24 protein-coding genes are annotated in these 23,839 nt (G+C 50.9%); 13 read left to right on the top strand and 11 right to left on the bottom strand.

Annotated features, from left to right (window positions below; translation table 11 throughout):
- Nucleotides 1-96: 96 nt before the first annotated feature.
- A complete protein-coding gene (locus ACW9HW_RS00670; protein ID WP_081743898.1) occupies nt 97-1,005 on the top strand; it encodes a LysR family transcriptional regulator in 909 nt (302 codons plus the stop codon).
- 78 nt (nt 1,006-1,083) lie between these two features.
- Here ACW9HW_RS00670 and ACW9HW_RS00665 read toward each other — a convergent pair whose 3' ends face one another.
- Both ACW9HW_RS00665 and ACW9HW_RS00660 read right to left on the bottom strand, forming a co-directional pair.
- Nucleotides 1,084-1,608: a YkgB family protein gene (locus ACW9HW_RS00665; protein WP_457397447.1), complete on the bottom strand. Its 525-nt coding sequence runs from the start codon at nt 1,606-1,608 to the stop codon at nt 1,084-1,086.
- Between the two features lie 540 nt (nt 1,609-2,148).
- Nucleotides 2,149-3,126, bottom strand: a complete 978-nt coding sequence (locus ACW9HW_RS00660; protein ID WP_027921822.1) for an AraC family transcriptional regulator — start codon at nt 3,124-3,126, stop codon at nt 2,149-2,151.
- 115 nt (nt 3,127-3,241) lie between these two features.
- Between ACW9HW_RS00660 and ACW9HW_RS00655 the strand changes: the two genes are divergently transcribed.
- Together ACW9HW_RS00655 and ACW9HW_RS00650 are read left to right on the top strand one after the other, a co-directional pair.
- Nucleotides 3,242-3,775 (top strand): carboxymuconolactone decarboxylase family protein, encoded by a 534-nt coding sequence (locus ACW9HW_RS00655; protein WP_457397444.1) that lies wholly within the window; start codon nt 3,242-3,244, stop codon nt 3,773-3,775.
- A 185-nt stretch (nt 3,776-3,960) separates the two neighbouring features.
- Nucleotides 3,961-5,187 carry a cytochrome c biogenesis protein/redoxin gene (locus tag ACW9HW_RS00650; RefSeq protein WP_457397442.1) on the top strand — a complete coding sequence of 409 codons (1,227 nt, stop codon included), beginning with the start codon at nt 3,961-3,963 and terminating at the stop codon, nt 5,185-5,187.
- A 64-nt stretch (nt 5,188-5,251) separates the two neighbouring features.
- On the opposite strand, the gene ACW9HW_RS00645 is transcribed toward ACW9HW_RS00650, so the two are convergent.
- The 3 genes from ACW9HW_RS00645 to ACW9HW_RS00635 form a co-directional block, all read right to left on the bottom strand.
- The gene (locus ACW9HW_RS00645) at nt 5,252-6,130 is read right to left on the bottom strand and encodes a helix-turn-helix domain-containing protein (protein ID WP_457397440.1); all 879 of its coding nucleotides are present in this window, start codon (nt 6,128-6,130) and stop codon (nt 5,252-5,254) included.
- A gap of 34 nt (nt 6,131-6,164) precedes the next feature.
- Nucleotides 6,165-6,821 (bottom strand): peroxiredoxin-like family protein, encoded by a 657-nt coding sequence (locus tag ACW9HW_RS00640; protein ID WP_457397439.1) that lies wholly within the window; start codon nt 6,819-6,821, stop codon nt 6,165-6,167.
- 378 nt (nt 6,822-7,199) lie between these two features.
- Nucleotides 7,200-7,811 (bottom strand): cytochrome P460 family protein, encoded by a 612-nt coding sequence (locus ACW9HW_RS00635; RefSeq protein ID WP_457397437.1) that lies wholly within the window; start codon nt 7,809-7,811, stop codon nt 7,200-7,202.
- 362 nt (nt 7,812-8,173) lie between these two features.
- On the opposite strand from ACW9HW_RS00635, the gene ACW9HW_RS00630 reads away from it, so the two are divergent.
- The 8 genes from ACW9HW_RS00630 (at nt 8,174) to ccmI (ending at nt 14,286) form a co-directional block, all read left to right on the top strand.
- Nucleotides 8,174-8,599, top strand: coding sequence for a c-type cytochrome (locus ACW9HW_RS00630; protein ID WP_457397435.1), 426 nt, complete (start codon nt 8,174-8,176; stop codon nt 8,597-8,599).
- 88 nt (nt 8,600-8,687) lie between these two features.
- Nucleotides 8,688-9,461 carry a heme ABC transporter permease gene (locus ACW9HW_RS00625; RefSeq protein WP_457397433.1) on the top strand — a complete coding sequence of 258 codons (774 nt, stop codon included), beginning with the start codon at nt 8,688-8,690 and terminating at the stop codon, nt 9,459-9,461.
- On the top strand, nt 9,458-9,634 hold the full coding sequence (gene ccmD, locus ACW9HW_RS00620) for a heme exporter protein CcmD (RefSeq protein ID WP_457397431.1): 177 nt from the start codon (nt 9,458-9,460) through the stop codon (nt 9,632-9,634). Before ACW9HW_RS00625 ends, ccmD begins: the two co-directional genes overlap by 4 nt.
- Nucleotides 9,631-10,086: a cytochrome c maturation protein CcmE gene (gene ccmE, locus ACW9HW_RS00615; RefSeq protein ID WP_457397429.1), complete on the top strand. Its 456-nt coding sequence runs from the start codon at nt 9,631-9,633 to the stop codon at nt 10,084-10,086. Before ccmD ends, ccmE begins: the two co-directional genes overlap by 4 nt.
- A 3-nt stretch (nt 10,087-10,089) precedes the next feature.
- Nucleotides 10,090-12,078 carry a heme lyase CcmF/NrfE family subunit gene (locus ACW9HW_RS00610; RefSeq protein WP_457397428.1) on the top strand — a complete coding sequence of 663 codons (1,989 nt, stop codon included), beginning with the start codon at nt 10,090-10,092 and terminating at the stop codon, nt 12,076-12,078.
- Entirely contained in the window at nt 12,075-12,611 is a 537-nt protein-coding gene (locus ACW9HW_RS00605; protein ID WP_457397426.1) for a DsbE family thiol:disulfide interchange protein, read from the top strand. The genes ACW9HW_RS00610 and ACW9HW_RS00605 overlap by 4 nt, the downstream gene beginning before the upstream one ends.
- Nucleotides 12,608-13,078, top strand: coding sequence for a cytochrome c-type biogenesis protein (locus ACW9HW_RS00600; protein ID WP_457397424.1), 471 nt, complete (start codon nt 12,608-12,610; stop codon nt 13,076-13,078). Before ACW9HW_RS00605 ends, ACW9HW_RS00600 begins: the two co-directional genes overlap by 4 nt.
- Nucleotides 13,075-14,286, top strand: a complete 1,212-nt coding sequence (ccmI, locus tag ACW9HW_RS00595; protein ID WP_457397422.1) for a c-type cytochrome biogenesis protein CcmI — start codon at nt 13,075-13,077, stop codon at nt 14,284-14,286. Before ACW9HW_RS00600 ends, ccmI begins: the two co-directional genes overlap by 4 nt.
- Before the next feature lie 57 nt (nt 14,287-14,343).
- Here ccmI and ACW9HW_RS00590 read toward each other — a convergent pair whose 3' ends face one another.
- The 6 genes from ACW9HW_RS00590 to ACW9HW_RS00565 all read right to left on the bottom strand — a co-directional run bounded on the left by ACW9HW_RS00590 (nt 14,344) and on the right by ACW9HW_RS00565 (nt 20,600).
- On the bottom strand, nt 14,344-15,309 hold the full coding sequence (locus ACW9HW_RS00590) for a hypothetical protein (protein WP_457397420.1): 966 nt from the start codon (nt 15,307-15,309) through the stop codon (nt 14,344-14,346).
- On the bottom strand, nt 15,302-16,291 hold the full coding sequence (locus ACW9HW_RS00585; protein ID WP_457397418.1) for an acylglycerol kinase family protein: 990 nt from the start codon (nt 16,289-16,291) through the stop codon (nt 15,302-15,304). Before ACW9HW_RS00585 ends, ACW9HW_RS00590 begins: the two co-directional genes overlap by 8 nt.
- 85 nt (nt 16,292-16,376) lie before the next feature.
- A complete protein-coding gene (gene lptG, locus ACW9HW_RS00580) occupies nt 16,377-17,456 on the bottom strand; it encodes an LPS export ABC transporter permease LptG (RefSeq protein WP_457397417.1) in 1,080 nt (359 codons plus the stop codon).
- Nucleotides 17,453-18,526 carry an LPS export ABC transporter permease LptF gene (gene lptF / locus ACW9HW_RS00575; RefSeq protein ID WP_457397415.1) on the bottom strand — a complete coding sequence of 358 codons (1,074 nt, stop codon included), beginning with the start codon at nt 18,524-18,526 and terminating at the stop codon, nt 17,453-17,455. The genes lptG and lptF overlap by 4 nt, the downstream gene beginning before the upstream one ends.
- A 138-nt stretch (nt 18,527-18,664) precedes the next feature.
- Nucleotides 18,665-19,474, bottom strand: coding sequence for a nucleotidyltransferase family protein (locus tag ACW9HW_RS00570; protein ID WP_457397414.1), 810 nt, complete (start codon nt 19,472-19,474; stop codon nt 18,665-18,667).
- Complete coding sequence (locus ACW9HW_RS00565; protein WP_457397412.1) at nt 19,458-20,600, bottom strand: N-acetyltransferase; 1,143 nt, start codon at nt 20,598-20,600, stop codon at nt 19,458-19,460. The genes ACW9HW_RS00570 and ACW9HW_RS00565 overlap by 17 nt, the downstream gene beginning before the upstream one ends.
- Before the next feature lie 558 nt (nt 20,601-21,158).
- Here ACW9HW_RS00565 and ACW9HW_RS00560 point away from each other — a divergent pair.
- Together ACW9HW_RS00560 and ACW9HW_RS00555 are read left to right on the top strand one after the other, a co-directional pair.
- On the top strand, nt 21,159-22,910 hold the full coding sequence (locus ACW9HW_RS00560; RefSeq protein WP_457397410.1) for a fatty acyl-AMP ligase: 1,752 nt from the start codon (nt 21,159-21,161) through the stop codon (nt 22,908-22,910).
- Nucleotides 22,910-23,821 carry an NAD-dependent epimerase/dehydratase family protein gene (locus tag ACW9HW_RS00555; protein WP_457397408.1) on the top strand — a complete coding sequence of 304 codons (912 nt, stop codon included), beginning with the start codon at nt 22,910-22,912 and terminating at the stop codon, nt 23,819-23,821. The genes ACW9HW_RS00560 and ACW9HW_RS00555 overlap by 1 nt, the downstream gene beginning before the upstream one ends.
- Nucleotides 23,822-23,839: the final 18 nt, after the last annotated feature.

The following is a 23,839-nucleotide window of genomic DNA, read 5'->3' as shown; positions in this document are numbered from 1 at the left end:
TTCTGTATATTGTTAACTCTCCAACTCTAAGATAGTCGGTTATTATTACTTAATTGACTAGCCACCCAGCGTAGATAACATAAATTTGGATTTTGCATGAATGAGTATCTTTTTCCCTTTCGACTGTTCGTTCGCGTTGCGTATACAGGCAGTTTCTCGCGCGCAAGCAGAGAGCTAGGTATTTCTCAGTCATCAGCGTCGCGAATAATTGCCGCCTTGGAGCGTGATCTCGGGGTGATGTTGTTAGTTAGGACTACGCGAGCTATGGCATTAACACCGGCGGGTGCTAGTTACCTGGCGGATTTAGAGCCAATATTGGCGGCCTTTGAGGAGGCGAATTTTTCGGCTCAAGGGGGAGAGGAGCTTCGAGGGCGGCTGAGATTAGGTATACATGCCGGAGTATCCCTTAGAGAAGTTATACCTAAGTTATCAGCATTTCTTGATTCTCACTCAACGCTTGATGTTGATCTGGTTGCGGATCAGCCTGGTCGCGACGGTTTGAGGGCGCAGGTCGATCTTGCCCTGCAAGTCGTAACACCTGAGGAGGCTACAACAGCGATGAGACTCATTACGAGTACGCCTAGGGTGTTAGTGGCTTCGCCAAAGTATCTTGTACGTAAAGGGATGCCGGGTTCACCTGTAGCTTTGCTTGCGCACTCTATTATTGTCGAGCCCTCACCGGCGGGCGGAAGACCTTGGTTGTTTTCCCGAAATGGGAAAGCAGTGTCGATCAGTATCGATGGAAAAATCACTGCCAATGCATGCGAGGTAGCAATGGCGTCTGCTGTGAGTGGCGTTGGCATTTTGTCCACAGGGCTTTGGTCATGCCAGGACGAAATAGACTCGGGTGTATTGATTCGCGTGCTTGAAGGTTGGGATATGGGTGATATCAAACTGTACGCTTCGCTCCCTGCAGGCGCTGCATCAAAGACGGTCGCACGATCATTTGTTAGTCATTTGACATCTGAGTTCAATAAACAGGACCTCTGCATCGAGCTTCCCTGAACAGCAGCTCGGGAAGCTCGTATCTCAATTTTCTCCTTGTGCCCTAGTTTTGGTGAAAAAAGCTGTTGCTCCAACTATCTATTTTTTTTGAGTCTCGATGGCTGAGAGGGAATTTCCGATTATAACGAAGGATGCAGCCAGTAAGCCGATATCCTTTAATAGAAATTGGCCTGGTACAACAGTTATGGCGGGGAAGCCGAGAGCCGGCTCAAATACGAGTGGGGTGCTGAGCATAAAGGAAAGAGTCGTTACAAATAATCCTACAGATAATATGCCTCCAATAACTGAAAGCTTTGGGGATACGCACCTCGCTGCGATTAATAACCCAATTGAAATTTCAAGAATGCCCAGGAAGTATGAGAATCCATTAATGCTCATGAAATTATACATCCACGATAGAAGTGGGCTGTGGCTCACAAAACCGGAGATGCCATTCGCCTCATACATGGTAAATTTCATTCCGCCGAACCATAGATAAATTATGGTTAAAGCAGCAAAAGTAGTAATCTCGCCGATACGCGTGATGAGTGAGCCTGCTGGCTCGGCTAACACAGTAAGGATTTTCAGCTCGTTTTTAGGTGGTTGATTGAGGGGAGTGTTCATCGTATTACCTCGAGAAGTGGTTATCAGATGGTGCCCGCTACCTATCAAAGAGACGTTGATAGTTGATTTTTGGCGCTGTACTTGTTTTTGGAGTTTGGCCAGATGCGTGAATTCAAGTTGCGCTGATATTGTTTCGTGGTTGAGCTTGGGATTTACTCATTGAGCTATCGAAGTCAGATTTTTGCAAGTGATGAATTATCCCCGCCTGACAGTTTCTAGTGTTTTTGGAGGCGTGTTTTTATATTAATGATTAGTTAGTTTAAAAAAGAGTGGGCGCATAATCTCTAAAGCATGCGCCCACCCAAGGGACGACCTTACTAATTCCTTTAGCGAGACCCGTATTCACAGATTAAATTAAAATCTGGATATATTTCAGCTTCAGAGTTGGCACAGATTATCTTGCTTGTTCAATTGTTTATTTCAAAATCGTGCTGATTTTTCGTATCTTTTACCTTGAAAAGGCAGGCTAGTGTTGGCTGGAAAATTGTCGTGCGACTTTTAGCCTAGGTAGAGCCGTGTCAGATGTAGGGCAGGTCAAAACTAGCTTTGGTCAGCAAAGTCTCGCTTCGCAAGGTATGCTGATTGAATTCGCCATCTTGCGGGTGTCATTTCCATATGTTTCTTGAAGGCCCTCTGGAATGCGGCATCTGACTGATAACCGCAGTCTTGAGCTATTTTAGCGATGGGGTCAGATGTCTCGGCGAGTTGCTTACTTGCATTTGCCATCCGTATCTCAACAAGCAGATCGTTGGCGGATCTGCCTGCAGCTTCAGCAAATTGCCTTGCAAACGTCGCTCTCGACATTGAGCACAAGTCCGCTAGTTCAGCCATAGTCCATGTTCTGGAGTAGTTTTCAAACATCGCCGTAAAAGCTGGCTGGAGCCTTGGTCGTTGTGCCAGGCGCAGTAGGCCTATAGGGGGCTCAGCGCTCTCACTGGCTAAACGTAAGGTCATGCCAAAAAGAGCTCCGGACATGTGATTCATCATTGATTCACTGCCAGGACCATGCTCTATCGCCTCTTCATGCATCAATGTGATCAAGCGAGCCAAGCGGCTACTGGCCACATGTTCCTCTGTCAGGTGAGCCAGTTCTTCTGGCACTTTTACTCCTCTAATGATTAGTTGTTGAGGCAAGCTTTCCTTGATCATTTGTCGTGGGGAGGATGGCAAGATAAATCTTCCACACAGCATATTGACTGGCTTCGGGTCTTTGCTGTTAGTTCGAACCTGAAGTCCCCTTTCGCGGTGCATTTTGCCAACCGTCGATGGTGATCCGCTGCCCTCATACAGAACATGGGGGACACCGGAGGGGATCAGTAAGATATCTCCCGCTTGCATTGACAAAACGGGGTTTTTCCCATCGTCCACCTGTGCTGTTCCGCGCAAAAGGACGTGGTAAGGGATCTCACAGGGACCGGTGGCAGCGTAGTCCAGCCTCCAGGGAGGGCTGAAATGACATCGGGTGTCGAGTGCACCACTCACAGGCATGAGGAAAAGTAGGCTGCTTAAGATGTCCATTTGAGACGCTCGAGCATAATAATGGTAAATACTAGCATTAACATGGCGAATGTGGAGGGTTAGGCTTGAAGTTGTCATAAATCGCTACTGGAAGCTATATCCAGAGGAGTTTTCGATGTCACGCCTAACCACTATGGAGCCGCATGAAGCTACCGGATTAGTGGCTGAAACGTTTGCGTCTATAAAAAGAGCCGCGGGCATGATACCTAACACCTACCTAACCATTGGGACGCACAGTCCTGAGGGGCTGCACGCTGTATTACGGCTAGATGAGGTAGTCGCACAGAGCGAAATTTCAGATGCGGATTTAGAAATCATAAGACTGGTTGTAAGTGTTTGGTCGGGGTGCCGTTACGGCATCGCGGTCCACAGTCTCAAAGCCAAGTTCTCCGGGCTTTCGTATGATGCCATTGTGAGAATACGGGGGTCCAGAAGTACTGAGGACCCAAGAAGAGATGCGCTTATCGAATTTGTTCGAAATATCGTATCAAGCACGGGGACTCTTAGCTCGTTAGATGTGCAGTCAATCATTGAGGCAGGCTATTCCGAAAGTCAGATCATAGGCATATCGCTCACTATTGCCGCCACCATGTTTATCAATACGGTTAATCGGATTAACGACACGGTGTTAGATTACCCAGAAATTTGAGTGTCTTAATACGTTTTCAAGCGCTGGGAACCATCTCACAGCTGCGCCTGTAACGGACCAGGGGATATCCTGTTTTGGCCAATTGACAGTCAACATGACTGTGAAAGCACCGACTTTGTCGCGCGATGCGATAAAGTCGGTTCCCTGAGTAGCATTTCTATATCCTTATTTAAAAAGGGTGGATCATGTTGTTTATTGCTTTTTTCGGCGGTATGTTGACTGTTCTTAGCCCTTGCATTCTTCCAGTAGTACCATTTCTATTCGCTGGCGCTAATCGCACACGGTTATCGATACTCCTGACGCTTGTTGGAATGGCACTGACTTTTGCGTTGATATCCAGTCTCGCGGTGGTCAGTACCGAGTGGATTGTAGGTGTCAGCAGCGTCGGTCGTCATGTAGCCCTGATTGTAATGGTGTTGTTTGCACTGTCGCTAATGTTTGCCCGAGTTGGTGACTGGGTAACACGACCTTTTGTTTTGCTTGCCAATGTTCTCGATCCAATCAAGCGCGGAATATCAGGAATGCCTGGCTCAGTGTTAATCGGTGTTGCAACTGGTTTGCTCTGGGCGCCGTGTGCGGGGCCGATTCTAGGGGGGATTCTGACCAGTGCCATGCTTGAAGGTGCCAGCGTCGACACTAGCTTGCTGTTAGTAGCCTATGGCTTAGGAAGCGCGATGTCTCTCGGTTTTTTCATTTTCGCCGGGCGCGGTATAGTTAATCGTTTTAAACCGTCGATGTCGGTAGTGGGCTGGATGCGGAGGGGTGGGGGAGTGGCAATGTTAGTTGGTGCGGCAGTGATCTCTACCGATACCGTTAGCGTGCTTCTGCCCGAAGCATTGTCGAAAGGAGTCGGTGATGTCGAGAAAAGCGTATTAAAACACTTACCAGAATGGACAAGCTATCTCCCTGGGCAAATAAAGGATCAGCCTAAAAATAATAGCCTAGGTGCCATGCCCTCTTTGTCAGGCGCTGTGGAATGGATTAATTCACCTGCACTTACGAATGACTCATTAAAAGGTAAAATCGTGCTTGTGGACTTTTGGACCTTTGATTGCATCAACTGCAAGCGAGATTTACCCTTCGTTAAGCTCTGGGCAGAAAAATATAGAAAAGAAGGTTTGTTGGTGATTGGTGTACATACACCAGAATATGGATTCGAACGTATTGTTGAAAACGTCAAAAATAAGGTGAAGGAGTACGGTATTACCTACCCAGTAGCCATTGATAACAACAACACAATTTGGCGCAGTTTTTACAATCAGTACTGGCCTGCACACTACCTCATCGATGCTAAAGGGCAAGTGCGCTTTGCCTACTTTGGAGAGGGTAACTATGAAGAACAAGAGAGTATGATCAAACAGTTACTAGAAGAAGCTAAGGTCAATGTTATGGCCTATGAGCAGAAAAAGTAAATTTTCTTGTCCGGGGCTTATTAACAGTTTTTAGTAAGTCGGGGTTAATTAACTGTCATGATTTTCAACGATGAAGGTCTCGATACTGTCCCGGCGTAATGCCTATCCGTTTCTTGAATGTTGTTGTGAAATGCGATTGGGAGTTGAAACCAGAGTCATTTGCGATTTGCGACAAACTGATATCAGTTTCAGATAGTAAAAACTCTGCCCGACGTAGCCTGCTGTCCAAAACATACGAATGTGGCGAGCGACCGGTACTTGCTCGAAAAGTTCGAGCGAAATAGAATCTACTCTGTGTTGCGATTTCGGCCATTTCTGACACGCTGATAGCGAATGAAATTTCATTTTCAATGTAATCGACAATAGCTTTCAATGTTCTTTCGGGAAGCTGAAGGCTTTTCTGGTTGCGTTTATTGTCGATTTTATTGTTCCGAATGCTAACCATCATGGCGATCAGAAATCGTGCGGCAGGCGCGCAATAATAGCCATCCGCTACTAAGCTCGCACTGCTATACCGTTGGCCGTGCATTTTTTCTGCTAAACGCTTTGCCAGTGCGCCAAACCCGGCTTCGGGGCCATAAACCCCTATGACGTCTGACAGTGCCGTTTTACTTGGCGTAACAGCGGCTATTACTGCAGATACAAATCTGTCTTCGATAGCGATTTCGAGAAATTTGTTCGGTGCGCCCCACGACATGGTGTGATTTTTTTCGATGTCGCCGATAAGTACTGTGGTTCCTACTTTTACTTCTACGTCGATGCTGGCTGACGCAGTATTAAAAACCAAGCGCCCGTTACCACTTAGAAAAATGATTAACGTGAAGCGCCCGGTGTTTGCAACGTAGCTGCTCGGCGATTCACAATTTAAAATGCGTGCACTGACCAGGACCACAGGGTGAAAGTGTGCTTCATTTTTTGACTGTATGTGCCTTTGGTGTCGCATTTTTTATCTCGTTTTCGCTGAAGTGGGTAAGCAGCTATTCCATCGCTCGGGCTTTTCGAAGCCGCGGCATATTGTCCAGCACTAAGAAAAGTTCATCGTCGTTAATGGGTTGTACATAATTTGCATTAACTTCTGAGTATACAATAATTCCTTGTTTGTCGATAATAAATATTGAAGCCATTGGTAGCGTATAGCTGTCCTCTCCATTCAACTTATCAAGGTCTGCGCCTAGCATTTGGTACTTTTTTTTCAGTAAGTAAGAAAGGCGCCATGTCACTTGGAATTGCTGCGCGACTCGACTATGGGTGTCGCGTAACACTGGAAAACTCAGGAGATCTTTTCTCTGCATGTCAGTGCTGGAAAAATGTATTTGTGGTGCAATGGCGATAATTGAAGCACCCCTGCTGATGATGGACTTATTAATCCCCTCAAGCGCGGTAAGCGTTGTGTTCGAATACTTGCACCATAGTCCTCTGATAAAAACAATTATCAACGGTCCCTTTCGAACCAGGTCGGCCGAGCGAACTTCGTTTCCCCCGATACTGGTGAGAGTGAAGTCGGGCGCGCGGTCACCAGCTTTGATTGATCCTGTTGAAACATTAGATTCGCAAAGTTCCATAATCGAGTTTCGTAAAATATTCTGATCCTCAGCCGCAAGCGGATTTTCATCTCCAGCTAAAAAGTCAATCATTTGCGTGCAAAGCACCATCAATTTTCCCTGATCACATTTGGTTTGATTCTGTTAGCTTCAACATTGGCGTCGAACCATTCGGAATGCTGAGGTTCATGTTTGTTGACATCTAAATTGAACGCCATTAAAGCTTCTGATATCGTAACCTATTGTTTTATAGGCATATTTCAAAAACCTGCGCTTTTTATTGCGGTATTGGGCAAATATTAGGGCGAATGAGAATATTGAGCTCGATCCAGGTTATGGTTCCGTGCAGAAGAATTAGGAGTTGGGGGGTAACGATAAAGACAGGAAGTGTACTGTGAGGGGCTGTATCCAATGAAAAATAAGCCTTATTTTCTTATAAAATAAGGCTTATTTTTTGATCTTTTTTTTGGGTTAAGGAAGCGGTAGAGGAGTTAGGATTGGTTTGTAAAATTGCACGTATACCATATCTTCTTTGGCGTTATCGATATGGCATCCAGCGCACGATTCTTTTGGTGCCTCTGTAGATACTGCTTCGAAGGGAGGTGCGTGGTGGCCAAAGTTAAAAAAGCCCCAGTTTTTGGTTTTTGCGAACCGTTTGCTGTCTTTGACGGAGATGTCTAGACCGCTGGGTCCGCCGCCCGGAAAATAGCCTCTCCCAGATGGTTCCACGCTTGATCCATCGGGTAGTTGACCTTTTTGGGTCAGGTGCAATTCTTTCACCATCATCGTACCTTCAGGCCAGGTACCTGTTTTTCGATAGTATTCAAAAGCTGCTGGTTCGACGTAAACGTTGTGATATTCAGGAAAGCCAGCCTTTCCGTTGTTCAGTCCGTTTGGTGTAAGAGGGGCTCCGATAAATACCCACTGACGAAAATCTTTTGGTTGCATTAATTGGCCTTTTTCGTTGAATTTAGGCCCAATTTTTACATCCGGATAGTCTGAAGATTGCGCAGCAGCGGCATATAATCCTATACAAGCAGTTATTGCTATTGAGGTTGCCTTGTTGAATCTCAGGCTTTTCATTGTGTTATCTCCAATAGGCAAAATTCGAGTTTCTGATCCCGCACACGGAATGTTTGGTTATGGTGCGTAGTGGAGGCTAGCGCACGTGTAGGTGTACCTCTTTCAAAAACGTGCGGACTTTGCCAAACACTAGCTCCGTTGCTTGACATTAGGGGTTAGCGTTCCGAGAATAAAATTTAGAAAGGCACATCGACTCACTCTGCGAGGTTGAATGAATCCATGAGCTGGCCAGGTTTTTAGATCTTTAGAGTACATGGCGAATTTGCACAGATTTGCTTTGTATGCTGCTGGATGTGCTTGAATAAAACGTCTTTTTTGACGTTTCGTTAGAAATCATTAGTGTACTAACCTAGGAGTTCTATATGAAAATTATATCAGCTAGTTTTTCAGTTTCAGTTTTTATCGGACTGATCACGCTTGTTTCGGTTAAAACAGCGCTTGCTCAAGAGGGCGATCCAAAACGTGGCGAGGCAGTTTTTCAACAGTGCTCAATTTGCCACCAGATCGGGCCCGATGCGACTAACGGTATTGGTCCAATGTTGACGAATGTGTTGAATCGAAAAATGGGTTCAGTTAAAGATTATTCTTACGACACCGGTTTGCAAAAAGCCTCTATGGCCGGAGTTAGTTGGGATAAAGACAAAATATTTAGCTGGCTAGGGGATCCCCAGGGCTACATCAAGAGTGTGGCACATGATGAGACAGCTACGACGCGAATGACTGTAAAAGTTAGTGATGAACAGGCTCGACGTGATGTCATTGCGTATATTGCGACATTTAGTAAGTAGAAAGCTGTTTGCTGACGCTCTACGGGCCGCTGTTGTAATAGCTATTTATTAAATTCGGTTATTGAACTCGTAATTCGGACATATGGCTATGGCATTTCAATGGTTTTATCGGTTGGGTTCGCCCAAATGGTTTTATGAACTGAGCGGCCGTTTTTTGCCTTGGTTGAGTGGCCTTGCCGTACTGCTGGTTGTTGCCGGGGTAGTGTGGGGTTTAGCCTTTGCTCCTCCGGATTACCAGCAAGGTAATAGTTTTCGAATTATGTATATCCATGTGCCAGCCGCGATGCTTGCGCAGTCGTGTTATGTGATGTTGGCGATGTGTGGAGTAGTCAGGCTGGTTTGGAAAATTAAACTTGCTGATGTCGTTCTACAGTGCGCGGCCCCCGTCGGTGCGTGGATGACTGCGGTAGCGTTGGTTACCGGAGCTATTTGGGGTAAGCCAACCTGGGGGTCATGGTGGGTTTGGGATGCTAGATTAACTTCCATGTTGATTTTATTATTCTTATATTTCGGGCTCATTGCGCTAGGTAACGCGATCACTAACCGAAATAGTGCAGCTCAAGCCTGCGCAGTATTGGCGATCGTAGGTGTGATCAATATCCCCATCATCAAATATTCGGTGGAATGGTGGAATACGCTCCATCAAAGTGCGAGCTTCAGTCTTACGGAAAAGCCGGCAATGCCGGCTGCTATGTGGCTTCCCTTGTTACTCACTATGCTCGGCTTCTATTGTTTTTTTGGCGCGGTGTTGTTGTTACGCATTCGTTTGGAGCTGCTAAAACGTGAATCTCGAACTAGTTGGGTTCAAAACGAGGTGTTGAAGAGCCAGTCGGCCATCCTTCCGAGGGGGCTAAAACAATGATTTTTTCTTCCATCAGTGATTTCGTTGAAATGGGCCAGCATGGCCTATTCGTTTGGTCAGCCTACGGTGTTTGTTTTCTTGTCCTTTCTATAAATGTCCTACTGCCGCTTTTGGCGCATCGACGTTATTTGCAGCAGGAGTTTCGAAGAATACGGCGGGAGGAAAAAACATGAGTAAGGTCCATAAGTTACGGTTGATGTTCGTGTTAAGCATGGTGATAGGTATTGGCACTGCATCTACCTTGGTGTTGAGTGCATTACGGGAAAACATCAATCTGTTTTACACGCCGACCCAAATCGCTAATGGCGAAGCCCCCATTGACACGCGCATTCGCGCAGGCGGCATGGTCGAGGCCGGTTCCTTGCAGCGATCCAACGACTCGCTGGACGTAAAGTTCGTTGTCACCGACTTGAAAAAATCCGTGACCATCACCTATCGCGGCATCCTTCCGGACCTGTTCCGTGAGGGGCAGGGAATCGTCGCCTTGGGCAAGCTCAATGCCGACGGCGTGGTGGTCGCCGACGAAGTACTGGCTAAGCACGATGAAAAGTACATGCCGCCAGAAGTGACAAAGGCGTTGAAAGATAGCGGTAAGTCGGCAACTGCTTCAGCGAAAGAGGGTTAACTGATGACAGCCGGAATCTTCATCCCAGAACTAGGTCATTTGGCGATGATTTTGGCGCTGTGTTTCGCGCTGGTTCAGTCTGTTGTGCCCTTGCTCGGCGCCTGGCGGGGTGACCGTTTGTGGATGAGCCTTGCACAGCCGGCCGCGTGGGGCCAGTTTTCCTTTTTGGTGTTCGCCTTCGGTTGCCTGACTTACGCTTTCATCTCCGACGATTTCTCTGTCGCGTATGTGGCCAGCAACTCCAACAGTGCCTTGCCGTGGTACTACAAGTTCAGCGCTGTGTGGGGCGCCCACGAAGGGTCGTTGCTGCTATGGGCGTTGATCTTGGGCGGCTGGACCTTCGCGGTTTCAGTGTTCTCCCGCCAGTTGCCGCAAGTGATGCTGGCGCGGGTGCTGGCGGTGATGGGCATGATCAGTACCGGTTTTCTCCTGTTCCTGATCCTCACCTCGAACCCCTTTTCGCGCATCCTGCCGCAGGTTCCGGTGGATGGACGCGACCTCAATCCACTGCTGCAGGACATTGGACTTATCGTCCACCCACCGATGCTGTACATGGGTTATGTCGGCTTCTCCGTGGCCTTCTCCTTCGCCATTGCCGCACTGCTGGGTGGTCGCCTCGATGCGGCCTGGGCCCGCTGGTCACGTCCGTGGACCATCGTCGCTTGGGCCTTTCTCGGCATCGGCATCACCCTCGGATCCTGGTGGGCCTACTACGAACTCGGCTGGGGCGGCTGGTGGTTCTGGGACCCGGTGGAAAACGCTTCCTTCATGCCATGGCTGGTGGGCACTGCGCTGATCCACTCCCTCGCGGTCACCGAAAAGCGGGGCGTGTTCAAGAGCTGGACCGTGTTGCTGGCCATTGCTGCGTTTTCATTGAGCCTGTTGGGCACCTTCCTTGTGCGTTCCGGTGTGTTGACCTCGGTGCATGCCTTCGCCTCCGATCCTGCGCGTGGTGTATTTATCCTGATTTTCCTCCTGTTTGTGGTCGGCGGTTCGCTGACGCTGTTCGCCCTGCGCGCGCCAGTGGTCAAAAGCCATGTCGGCTTCAACCTCTGGTCACGGGAAACCCTGCTGCTTGGCAACAACCTGGTGCTGATGGTGGCAGCGTCGACGATCCTGCTCGGCACCTTGTATCCGCTGATTCTGGATGCGATGACCGGCGCGAAACTCTCGGTCGGCCCGCCGTACTTCAACGCGCTGTTCATACCGTTGATGGCACTGTTGATGCTGGTGATGGCGGTCGGCGTGATCGTACGCTGGAAAGACACGCCGGTGAAATGGCTGACGGACATGCTCACTCCGGTACTGCTCGGTAGCGCCGCGCTGGCTGTGGTGGCCGGAGTCGTTTACGGCGATTTCAACTGGGCGGTGCTCGCCACCTTCATGCTCGCCGCCTGGGTGTTGCTGGCCGGTGTCCGTGACATATTCGACAAGACTCGTCACAAGGGCCTGATCAAAGGCCTGCCGACCCTGACTCGCAGCTACTGGGGCATGCAACTGGCGCATCTGGGCATCGCGGTTTGCGCCCTGGGCGTGGTGCTGTCGAGCCAGAACAGTGCCGAGCGCGACCTGCGCCTGGCGCCAGGCGAATCCATGGACCTGGCGGGTTACCACTTTGTGTTCGAGGGCGCCAAGCACTTCGAAGGCCCGAACTTCACCTCCGACAAGGGCACCATCCGGGTGATCCGCGATGGCAAGGAAGTCAGCGTGCTGCATCCGGAAAAACGTCGCTACACCGTGCAGAACACGGTAATGACCGAAGCCGGAATCGACGCCGGTTTCTCCCGTGATCTCTACGTGGCACTGGGCGAATCACTGGGAGAGAGCGCCTGGGCGGTACGCGTTCACATCAAACCGTTCGTGCGATGGATCTGGTTTGGCGGATTGCTCACCGGGCTCGGTGGATTGCTGGCGGCGCTGGATCGTCGTTATCGGGTCAAGGTCAAAAGCCGTGTGCGGGAAACATTGGGCCTGTCTGGAGCCACAGCATGAAACGCTGGTTAATGCTGATACCGCTGACGGTTTTTCTGGTGGTAGCTGTTTTCCTGTATCGCGGCCTGTACCTTAATCCGGCCGAGTTACCCTCGGCGATGATCGGTAAACCATTCCCTGATTTCACCCTGCCAACGGTGCAGGGCGATAAGACACTGACCCGTGCCGATATCCTTGGCAGGCCGGTGTTGGTCAACGTCTGGGGCACCTGGTGCATTTCCTGCCGGGTCGAGCATCCGGTGCTGAATAAACTGGCCGAGAAAGGTGTGGTGATTTACGGCATCAATTACAAGGACGTCAATGCTGGCGCTTTGAAGTGGCTGGCTGAGTTCCACAATCCGTATCAGTTGGACATCCGTGATGACGAAGGGACGCTAGGTCTGAATCTTGGTGTGTACGGCGCTCCAGAGACCTTCTTCATCGACGCCAATGGCATCATTCGCGACAAGTTTGTTGGAGTGATCGATGAGCAGATCTGGCGGGAAAAACTGGCGGCTAAGTATCAGGCATTGGTCGATGAGGCCAAGCTATGAAGCGTTGGATCGTGGCTGTAGTCATCGGCTTGAGCCTAACCAGCGTGGCGCATGCTGCCATCGACACCTATGAGTTTACCAGGGAAGTGGATCGCGACCGTTTTCGCGAGCTGACTAAAGAGCTGCGCTGTCCCAAGTGCCAGAACCAGGATATTGCCGATTCCAATGCTCCGATCGCCGCCGACCTGCGCAAGGTAATCTACCGCATGCTCGGTGAGGGCAAAGACAACCAGCAGATCATCGATTTCATGGTCGACCGCTACGGTGATTTCGTTCGCTACAAGCCTGCCCTGAACGCCGAGACTGCCTTGCTTTGGTTCGGCCCCGCCGGACTGTTGTTGGGTGGCTTCGTGATCATCGCTGTAATCGTCCGTCGCCGTCGTTTACATCGCGTCGAACCGCTGGGCTCGTTTTCGGCCGAGGAACGTAAGCGTTTCAACTACCTGTTGGATATAAATCAAGAATGATTGATTTCTGGCTTGTCGCAGGCCTTCTACTTCTGGTGGCCCTGAATTTTCTATTGATTCCGGTTCTGCGAGGTTGTCATGCCCTGCGCGAAGAGGATCGTACCGCTCAGAACGTCGCGTTGTATCAGAATCGCTTGGAGGAGTTGCAAACTCAGCAGGTAGAAGGTGTTCTTGATGCGGCGCAGATGGACGCCGGCTGTGCCGAGGCAGCCCGTGAACTGCTCGCGGACACCGAAGGCATCACCGAGCAACGTATTTCACACCTTGGCAAGCCAGCGCCATTATTGGTGGCGATTTTGGTGCCGGTACTCGGCTTGTGCATGTACCTACATTTTGGGGCTCGCGACAAGGTTGAGCTGACTCGTGAGTTTGCCCAACCTGCTGGTTCATTGGCTGTCATGACCAGTCGCTTAGAGCGTGCGGTTAACGCGCAACCTGAGTCTGCTGAAAGTGCATACTTCCTGGCTCAAAACTATATGGCTCAGGGGCGACCTGAGGATGCCGCCAAAATGTTTGAGCGAACGGTGTCACTGGCGGGGCGTCGACCAGAATTTTTAGGTGGGTGGGCTGAAGCACTATATTTTTCAAACGGAAAAAAATGGTCGGCGACGGTACAAGCGTTGACAGATGAAGCGCTAGCGAATGATCCGAATGAGCTAGTGAGTTTGAGCCTTTTGGGATTATCAGCCTTCGAGGAAAAGCGTTATGTAGATGCTCTAAAATACTGGAACCAAGCATTGATAAGAATGAGCTCTGACGATATATCACGCACTGCTTTGATCGAGGGCATTAAAAAGGCAGAAGAAGGTGCTTCAAAAGGACGGGATAACACTGATTTGGTCAATCGCGGCGGAGTTGATATATCCCCAATTTTGCTTCGGGTGCGGGTTGAAATTTCACCTGAAATTATAAATAAAGTCGGTTTAAATGACAGTGTGTTCGTTTTTGTCCAGACGGTTTCGGGGTCCAAAGTACCTCTTGCTGCTAAGCGGTTAAAAGTCTCCAATCTTCCTGTAGAGCTGGAGTTCTCAGATGCAGACGTCATGATCATTAGCAGTACTTTGTCGCGAGCGGGCGCGATTCAGGTGACAGCTCGAGTCTCAAAAAATGGGAAGCCTGCATCGGGAGAATGGTTAGGTCGCGGGTCAGCGACGATAAATTCGAAGAGTACTAAGCTCAATCTTATGATCGATCGCGCAGATATATAATCAGCATCAGTTGTTTTGCCTTGAGCGTTTATCAGTCAGGTCCGCGAGTAGCGCTGTTCAGCGAAGACGGCGACTACGTAGCAATCGCCATAGCAAAGGCCAGCAGAAGATAAGCGGATAGCGGTGCAGATGTGGGCTGACCTTGACCGTTTCACCCAGGTGCCTTTCAAGCTTCCAGAGCGCGTAGTCGACGGCGCCTTCAAAGGTAAAAAGTGCCTTGATCAGCCGCAAGATATTCAGAGTACGACCTAGCAGACGTCTGAACTTCCATTTCCATCGAAAGAGTCGTCCTCCTGATACCTCGGCTCGGTACACAAATTCGTCCTGTCGACCTTCAATCGGGCTCAAATCGGGTATCGACGCGGCTGCTCCGTGTGTCATCTGGATAAAATACTCGGAGTTGGAACCGACGATCTCGCTCGACCGGCTCAATTTTTCAGGCCTCAGTTCAGTCGCATAGGTTAACGACAAGGCATGCTCCCAGAGTTCGGTGCTTGAGACGGCGGAGTGCATAAACGGGACAGCTTCGGACACCATTCTGATTACTGCACGGCCCAATGCATGATGAACACGTGATCTGACGATTTCGTCCTGGTAATACACAAGCCTGGAGGGTTGCGAAAACCTGCCCCATAAATAGCTGTGAAACCAGGTCGATGTTCCTTTCTCAAAATCTTTCAGGGTTACCAAAGCGCACTTTGCGCGTAAAAATCCACCATTTGGCGCTGGTAATTTGAGCAGGAAAACGTTGGGTGGCAGGCATCGATCGGCCAAACCGAACGCAATTCCCATGCGTGTGCTGGAATAGTCATCCGTAAGTACGTAGAGGTCGATCAAGCTATCTCGCAGATTTCCCTCACGAAGACACGAGCCATAAAACAGCAGCGCCATCATTGCAGTGCCGAACCGCGCTCGTAATGTTTCCGTGACCGTTTGAAGGTCCGATGCCACCGGGCGTGAAGTCTCTAGACGAACACTTTGCAGTAACTCTGGTGTGGGTTCGATCGGTCGTGTGCTACGCATTGTTTGGCTCGGCATCAAACAGGATGAATCGTGCGCTAACGTCTGCCGAAAGACATAGTGGGCTGCGGGTCGCAAAAAGCTCGCCGTCCAAAAGGTATTCGTTGAGATCGTGAATAGCAGCGTGAGTCAGGTTCTGGCTGACATATGCTCGGCTTTCCTGCATGGCTGCGTTGGATTTGCCGCGCAACAGGAATGGGAGAGATGAAAGAAGACGCGGTGCGTGATGGGCGATTGCCGTGAAATGCATCGGTGCTCGCTCAAGCCCCCAATAGGGTGTGCTCTTGAGTAACAGCTTATCGAGCGTAGTGGCGAGGATCAGTAGCCATGGGGAGTACAGATATTGGTGCTGCAGTTGCAGGCCTGCCCGCGTAGCCAAGTTGACATCTTGTTCATTGCGTCGAAACAAGGAAAGCAGCATGCGCATAAAGGTGAAGGCAGGTCCTAAAGCGCCCCGAATGTTCTTGGGACGCACTTCGGAGTGGAAGTATCTGACGCCATCGATAATCGCGCCGGCCCCAAAAAACAATCCGAATTGCGGAAGGCTGGAACCGGCATCAGAGATTTGAAGGATTGATCGAGTGCTGACCGAGGGGGCGGGGGAAGTTCCTATGAGCCAACTGATCAGCGCCTCGAGCGTGGATGCGGGTGTCATGGTCATCCCCAGATCAACCGCACTCATGTTGGTTGTGCCTGCAGGTAGCGCCAGAATGAGAGGCGTCGAGTTCATTGACCGTCTGAGCGAGGCGGTAAGTGCAGCCTGAAGACTGCCGTCTCCGCCGATGACCACTAGCAGGTCATTCACCCCAAGGTTGAAAGTGTCTAACGCCTCTGCAATCTCGGTAGGGTTTGTCGCTTCAATGACCATTGAATGCGGTATCTGTAACGCCAGCCTGCGAAGCGTTTTGAGATTTCGACTGACATGTCCACTCTTGGGGTTGAAAACTACTCCAACATGCTTTGGGAGGGCTATCGGATCAATCATTGGAATAACCTGCAGTTGTGATAGATGGAACAAAGCAGTCGTGCCGAATCACTGAAGGTGTTGTGCTCATCAGCTCATCAGCTCATCAGCTCATCCGGTCGAATCGATGTACGAGCATCATGGCGATGCCAAGCAAAGCGAACGATGGCAGTAGCGTGGTCAGCATGAGGTTGGCAGCGAACAACAAACCGAGATTGGCTATGATCTGATTACTCACGTAGATCAGCAGGCCTAATACGGCTCCGATCGCCAGGCGTCCACCTAACCCGGGAGAGCGCTGTTGAACGAACGTGAAAGGCACCGCAAAAAGGATCATTGCCAGTGTCAGAACTGGACGTCCGAGTTTTTGCCAAATAGCCATCTCATATTCCGCGGTAGGTTGGTCAGAACTGGCCAAGAACTTGATGTATCGATACAGCTGTATGACGGAGAAGCTGTCAGTTGGCAGGGTCAGTTCTTTCAGACGTCGTTCTGAAAACACCGATTGCCACGCGAGATACTCTTGTTGACTAATGCTTTCATCGGCCTGCTTCCACTCCCTGATCTGGGCATTCTTGAGTAACCAGGTTCCGTCCGGACGGATGTCAGCACTGTCGGCAAAGACGTAATATTTAAGGCTCATGTCTGGGGCATAACGAAAGATCTCGATGCTGACTGGCGTGTTGTGCCGTGCCATCGCGCCGATTCGTGCCACCTCATTGCCTCGCCTTGCCCAGATGCTGCCGTTGGGCTTTGTGGACCCACCTGAAAAGGCCAGGGCTTCGTTTCTGATGAATACACTGCGCTGCTGCAGTGGTGATGCAGCCCATTCATCCATGACGCCCATCATTACGACGAAAATCAAACCGGCCACAACGGTAGTGGTTGCGATGCGCACGATTGAGAACCCGGCCGTGCGCATCGCTGTCAATTCCTGCGTGGTTGCCAGTTGGCCTAATCCGACGATGCCTCCCAGCAACGCAATGAAGGGACTTAAATCAACAGCGCGTCTGGGCAGTGTCATCAGCACAACGATAAGTGCCTGGTTCCATCGATAGCCATCGGACGTCACATCTTCGAGCTCATTGATCAGGTCAAAAGTGGTGAACAAGGGGAGTAGCAGTGCTGCTGCCGCGACGAAACCGATGAGGACATTACGAATGAGGTAGGAGCTCGCTATTTTCATTTCGAGCGCCGACGCAGCAGAGACAAGTCTCGGGCCATGAACGCAAGAACTCCCAATGCCATGAGCAACGGCATCAGCCAGACGCCAGGTGTAAGCGCGATGGTGGTATTGGCCACTAGCGTCCGACAAATGTTGCCGGCGTAGAAGATGATTGCGAACAGCATGCTGACGGGTAGCAAGGTTGAGAAGCGACCTTTGCGTGGCGCGCTTCGACTCAAGGGGACAGCAAGTAGCGCGAGAAGAAATGCAGAGATGCCGCGTGTTTCGCGCCATTGTAATTCCGCTTTGTCTTTCGGCAGGGAAGACGCGTTTAGCTGTTCGGTCGATGTTCCTTTGCGCTTGTAGTTTTCCTCCGTTTCGATGGGCTTCATGTGCAGCGCCATGGTATTGAAAAGGAGCGTGATGTCCTTCGTTCCCGCATGTTGCAGCGTGTAGGATGTCCCGTTCGTCATCGTGATTATCGGATCATCTGGATTAGGGTCGACCACCCTCGCAAGATTGGCGCGAAAGACACGAGTCTTCCCTTTGCCAGGATCGTAGATGAGCGTGTTTTTCAGGTTGCCTGATTCGTGGTCGACCTGTTCTGCGAGAATCATTCTGCCGTTGTCGGGGTTGAGGTTGAACCGTTGATTCAATAGATGATTCACGTCCAGATCAGCCTTGGACTCCTGTTCCAGGCGATAGGTTTGGGTATACGCCCAGGGGCGTCCGTAGACCGATAGGACCGTCACAGCGATGGCGATCGGAGTGGAGATCAGCGCGATGGCCCGATAAAGCCGTAATGGGCTCGCACCGGAGGCCAGAATAGCGGTGACCTCTGAGTCGTGGTACAGCCTGCCCATGGCGATGGCCACCGAGGCGTACAACGCGACCGGCACCAACATTTCGAGCGCGATGATGACCTTGTAAACCACCATGTCGATCACAGACTGCAAAGCCAGAGTGCCGTTGGCCGCTTGTGTCAGATAGCGCTGCGCTGAATAGCTTGCGAATACAAACGTGAGAATGCCCACCATGATCGATACAGAGTGACGAATTTCGGCAATGATGTAGCGCTCGATCAAAAGCATTTCTGGGCCTTGTGGTCAGGCGGTGCAATGAGTTGTTCCTATTTCCCCTTCCGCAGAGCCATGGGGCTGAGCGGCTTCGGCGTAGCATCACAACGTAAGGGGCGCAGGATTTTTCAAGCAGTCAAAAGAGCTTTCTGATCAACGCTCTCGCTTCGATAAAAAACGTTCCACTAGCGCGTGATCACTAACGGAGTCGACGTCTACGGCGGCTTCCGCAAATGGCATGAGGACAGCGCCGATCTTCAATCCGACCATTGATGAGATGTGTTGCAGCGCCTGTTCGAGCGACAGCGTACCCATCAGGTACTTCAAGGTCGCGGCCAAGCCCAAGGCACTTGCGATCACCTTTCTCGGGCTTTTGCGCTGCTCTTCGACAGATCGCCAGAATGCGGCGAGTTTTTCGCTTTCCGGCGTCATGAACGCGAACATGTTGCTACCGCAATACGGACCACCCTTGAGTTTGATAGCTGTGCGACGATGTCCTGGAAACATTGTCGTTACCGTTTCCAGTGGCGTTAAAGCAACTGAAACATCGCAACCGCTGTGGCGCGAACAATCAAGGAAATAGTCAACGATCTCCGGGCGCAGAAGGGCATGGTCAGCGGTCGTGACAAATAAGGGCCGGGTTTTGACATGCTGTAGTCCCAACAACGCACTGGCACTGGGCGTGGGTGCAGGTTCCAGAGCGAAAATTTCTCCACGACCCAAAAGTGTGTGCATGCGCAGGTCATTGTCCAAAGCCTGACGCGAAGGACCCACGAGAGTAATTTCAGTGATGCGATCGCTCGCTCTCAAGGCAGCCAGCACGCGATGAAGCATCGGTATGCCCTGGACTTTCGTGAGGGCCTTGCACCCCAAACCACTCATTGCAGCTACGGGATCATTGGCATGTCGATCACCTGCCAATACAAGCGCTGAAAAGCGCACCGGCTCAGATGCTCTTTTCATAGAGTCGATACCTTTTGTAGGCCGTTGCACCAATGCGTTCAAGAATCGTGCGCATACCGGTATTCGTTTCAAGAATCCATGACATCTCCAAAGCATTGAGTTTGCGTCTGACAAAGGGGGCTTTGAGTGCTTCGATCAGCAGCAATGCCAATACCGGCCCCTGCCTACTGAACTGGTGACGTTGCCTGACACCCATCAATGGGACTCGCGCAGTTCGAATGCCGGTGACCTTCAATTTCCACAGCAACCGAAGCCAGCCAAAAGGTAAAAGTTTGCCTTTGAGGGGTGCGATTGCTTCATGAATGTTCGGCATGGCGACGATGAACGCACAGGGTTCATCGTCAATTTCCGCGATATAGATGAGGTCGTCTGGTACCAGGAGTTTTAGTTGCTTACCCATGTCGCCGAAGTCTCTTTCGGTGAAGGGTACGAAACCCCAATTATTCGCCCAGGCGTCATTGAAAATATCGCGCAGCGTTTGCATTTCCTCGTTGAACCTCGACCTGTCCAGCATTCTGATACGAATCTGTGAGCGTTCGCGATTCATCATCTTCTGAAGGGGGGGCGGAAAATTCAGTTCGTCGGTACGCATCCAGTAAGCCAGAAGGTCGATGGCTTTGCGGTAATCCAGCGTATGCAGGTGTGTTTGGTAGTAAGGATGGTGATGATTCATGAAGGCCGAAGGGGGTGTATCAAAACCTTCAACCAGCAAGCCGCTCTCTTGGTTGATATTCATGCTGAAGGGCCCAGTAATCTGCTTGACTCCATGCGCATGCAGCCACGCTTCAGCGGTGGTGAGTAAGCTGAGAAATACCTCCGGATCGTCGATTGCATCGAGCATTCCGAAATGACCGGTATCTGCACCATGGAGCTCTTGGTGCAGCCTATCGATCTGAGCGAGGATGCGACCCACAGGTACGCCTTCGCGTGTTGCGATCCAAGCTTGCCAGCTAATGTGTTCAGAAGTTGGGTTCCTTTTCGACAGATGTTCACGCCGTTCTAAGTGCAGCGACTCAATCCAGTTGGGATCATTTTTATATAGCACTCCAGGAAGTGAAATAAAGATATCAAGATCTTGCTGACTTTTAACTATTGTTGTTTTTACTAATGAATTCATTTTGTCCATGGCTGTTATTTGCTTTCTGCATAAATGAGGGACCCCAATTCGCGTGCCTGTGTACCATTGAGGCTGGGTGCTTGAAAACTGTATTTAACTGTTGCTGAAATATTTTGTTACGGCTATATATAACGCCATGAGACCGATTGTCCCTTGGGTCAAGGAGTGGTGTGACCCTTTTCTTAAAGCTCTGTTTTTAGGCGGTTTTAGGCGCATGGTTTCCTAGGGGAGCCATGTATTGAGCTTGGTGTATCTTGGCCACGGTTACGTCTTAAGTTGGCAGGCGGGTTTGTAGTGGTCTGGCTATTTTCATCTGAGTGATATGTTCGAAGATGGGTCTTAAATGACAGTACTTATCAGCAGCTGTGGGTTGCTTTTATGTGTTTTATAGCAGGGACGGCCAGGCGGAAAAATTAAAAATGTCCGGGTACTCATACGATTTGTCGGTTGGTGAGCATGATGTTGGTTTGTTCGCTAATTGCGTAGTGCAAAGTTTCCTTCCGTGCATGTCGTGACCTAAAACCTAGCGCGAGATTTAGTGGTGCGCCTGATAAAGAGCTCAGATCTATGACCGTTCTCTATCTGTCAGAGACAAGTGCTGTGCGTTCATTGCCTCAACGTTTTGCGGACTTTTCTTCACTCACCGAAGCGCTTGACTACGCGGCCCTCGGGCAGACGGGCATGAACTTCTATGACCGACGTTGTCATCTGGTGGCTGTTGTTGAGTACAGAGAATTGCAGGCTCGAGCCGTTGTAGCGGCGAAGAAGTTACTGGGTGTTGGCCTAAGGAAGGGCGACCGTGTAGGGCTTATCGCAGACACGACACCTTGCTTTGTTAAAGCTTTTTTTGCGTGTCAATACGCTGGTCTGATCCCGGTGCCGCTGCCTATTCCTGCAGGGGTGGGGCATCATCATGCGTACGTTGAAAAGCTGCGAGGATTGTTGGCCAGTTGTTCCCCCTCTGCAATTATCGGTGGCCGAGAGTGGCTGCCGTTTGTAGGTGAGGCTGTAGATCCTAGCGCTCTGAAATTCTCTGGCGACTTTGATTCGGTCGAAGCGCTCGGCATGTTTGACGTCAAGCTCGTGCGTCCGCAGCCGGATGATATCGCCTACTTGCAATACACCTCGGGCAGTACCCGCTTTCCTCGGGGGGTGGTCGTAACGCAGCGATCGGTAATGGCTAATCTTCGAGGCATCAGCCTTCATGGAATCGGGCTGAAACCTCACGATCGCTGCATTTCCTGGTTGCCGTATTACCACGATATGGGGTTGGTTGGTTTCGTCCTGACCCCGGTCGCCACTCAGCTATCGGTTGACTACCTGCAGACACGGGATTTCGCCATGCGCCCCAAGCAATGGTTGAGCCTGATGAGCCGTAACAGAGGCACTGTGTCTGTTGCGCCGCCGTTTGGGTACGACTTGTGTGTGCGACGCTGCAGTACTGCCGAGGTAGAAAGCCTTGATCTTTCGTGGTGGCGAGTGGCGGGTGTAGGCGCTGAGCCCATTGCGATTTCCACGCTGAACCGCTTCGCGGAGCACTTTGCTCCAGCGGGCTTTAAAGCCAGCGCGTTCATGCCATGTTATGGCCTGGCTGAAAATACATTAGCCGTCAGCTTCGCCGCACCCGGTGCTGGCGGACAGGTCGATCGGGTGGACCGGGACATTCTGGAACTGGAAGGGCGGGCAGTTAAAGCCACTGAGCAATCCGTGGCCGTCAGCTCATTTGTTAATTGTGGCCGCCCTCTGCCGGGCCATCAACTACAGGTACTAGATGACACGGGCCATGCACTCGCCGAGCGATGTATTGGTCGAATTGTCATTTCTGGCCCAAGCCTGATGGCAGGGTACTTTGAGGATCAGGAGTCGAGACAGCAGCTGGAAGTTACACGATGGCTGGACACCGGTGATCTGGGTTATCTGCTTGACGGTGACTTGTATGTCACCGGGCGCAAGAAGGACCTGATCATCATCCGGGGCAGGAACATCTGGCCCCAGGACATCGAGCTGGTCGCCGAATCAGAACCAGAGGTCAGACCAGGAGACGCCATCGTGTTCATTGTGCAGGACAACGGGGAGACATCGGTGGTAATGCAGGTGCAATGTCGGATCGTCGCTCAAGAGGCGCGCGAACTGCTACTGCACACCTTGTTTGCCAAGATCCACAGTGAGTTCGGGCTCTCCCCCAAGATCGAGCTCGTACCACCCCATAGTATTCCTCGAACCTCATCAGGCAAGCCTGCGCGAGCTGAAGCGCGTATGCGCTTTCTCAGTCGACTGGTGGCGCGCCAGGAAACCCTTGCAGCCGCAGGTTCCGCGTGATGGCAATGACGGTGGCCCTGACCGGAGGAAGCGGATTCATCGGCAGCCCGATCGGGCGAGTGTTGGTAGCTCAAGGATTCAATGTCCGCGCTTTGAGCAGGACGCGGTCGGGTCTATGCAATGGTATCTATTGGGTGCGAGGTTCGCTGGAAAACTCACGATCACTTGCTGAGCTTGTGAGAGGCGCACGCATGGTTGTCCATTGCGCAGGTGCTGTCAGAGGGCGGGATGTATCTGGCTTTCATGCCACCAATGTCGACGGTAGTCGTCGAGTCATGAAGGCCGCGCGTGTCGGCGGGGACTGCGAGCGATTTCTTCATATGTCCTCCTTGGCGGCGCGTCATCCTGAGCTTTCCTGGTACTCGAATTCCAAGTTTAACGCGGAGCAAGAAGTTCTTCATGAGGCAGGAAAGATCAACGTCGGTATTTTCAGACCTACTGCTGTGTATGGTCCGGGCGATCGAGAGCTGCAGCCTTTGTTTTCCTGGTTGTTGCGTGGGCTGTTGATTAGGTTGAGCGCGAGTAACTCACACCTGAGTTTCGTCCATGTGTTTGATCTCACCGCTGCCGTATTGCAGTGGATCACTACACCGTTGGTGAGACCTGCGACGTATGAGATCTGCGACGGCACGTTAGGTGGATACAGCTGGAAGGGCCTGGCGAGTCTTGGGGCTGATATACGCCGCGCGCCTGTGCGGCAGATGACCATTCCTCGTGGCGCGCTGAACAGCCTGGCGCAATTTAACCTCATTTTGTCCTATCTGATTCCCGGCGAGCCGATGCTTACGACCAGCAAGGTCAGAGAGCTTGTTCACGACAATTGGGCATGCAGCAACGCTGGTATTAACGGTGCCATCGGGTGGGTACCCCAGATCAAGTTGCACCGCGCGCTGAAAGACCGGTTGTTCTAAAAACGCGTCACATCAAAC

The sequence above is a fragment of the Pseudomonas sp. SDO5532_S415 genome, assembly GCF_054071155.1.
This window is presented reverse-complemented; position numbering and strand designations above follow the sequence as displayed.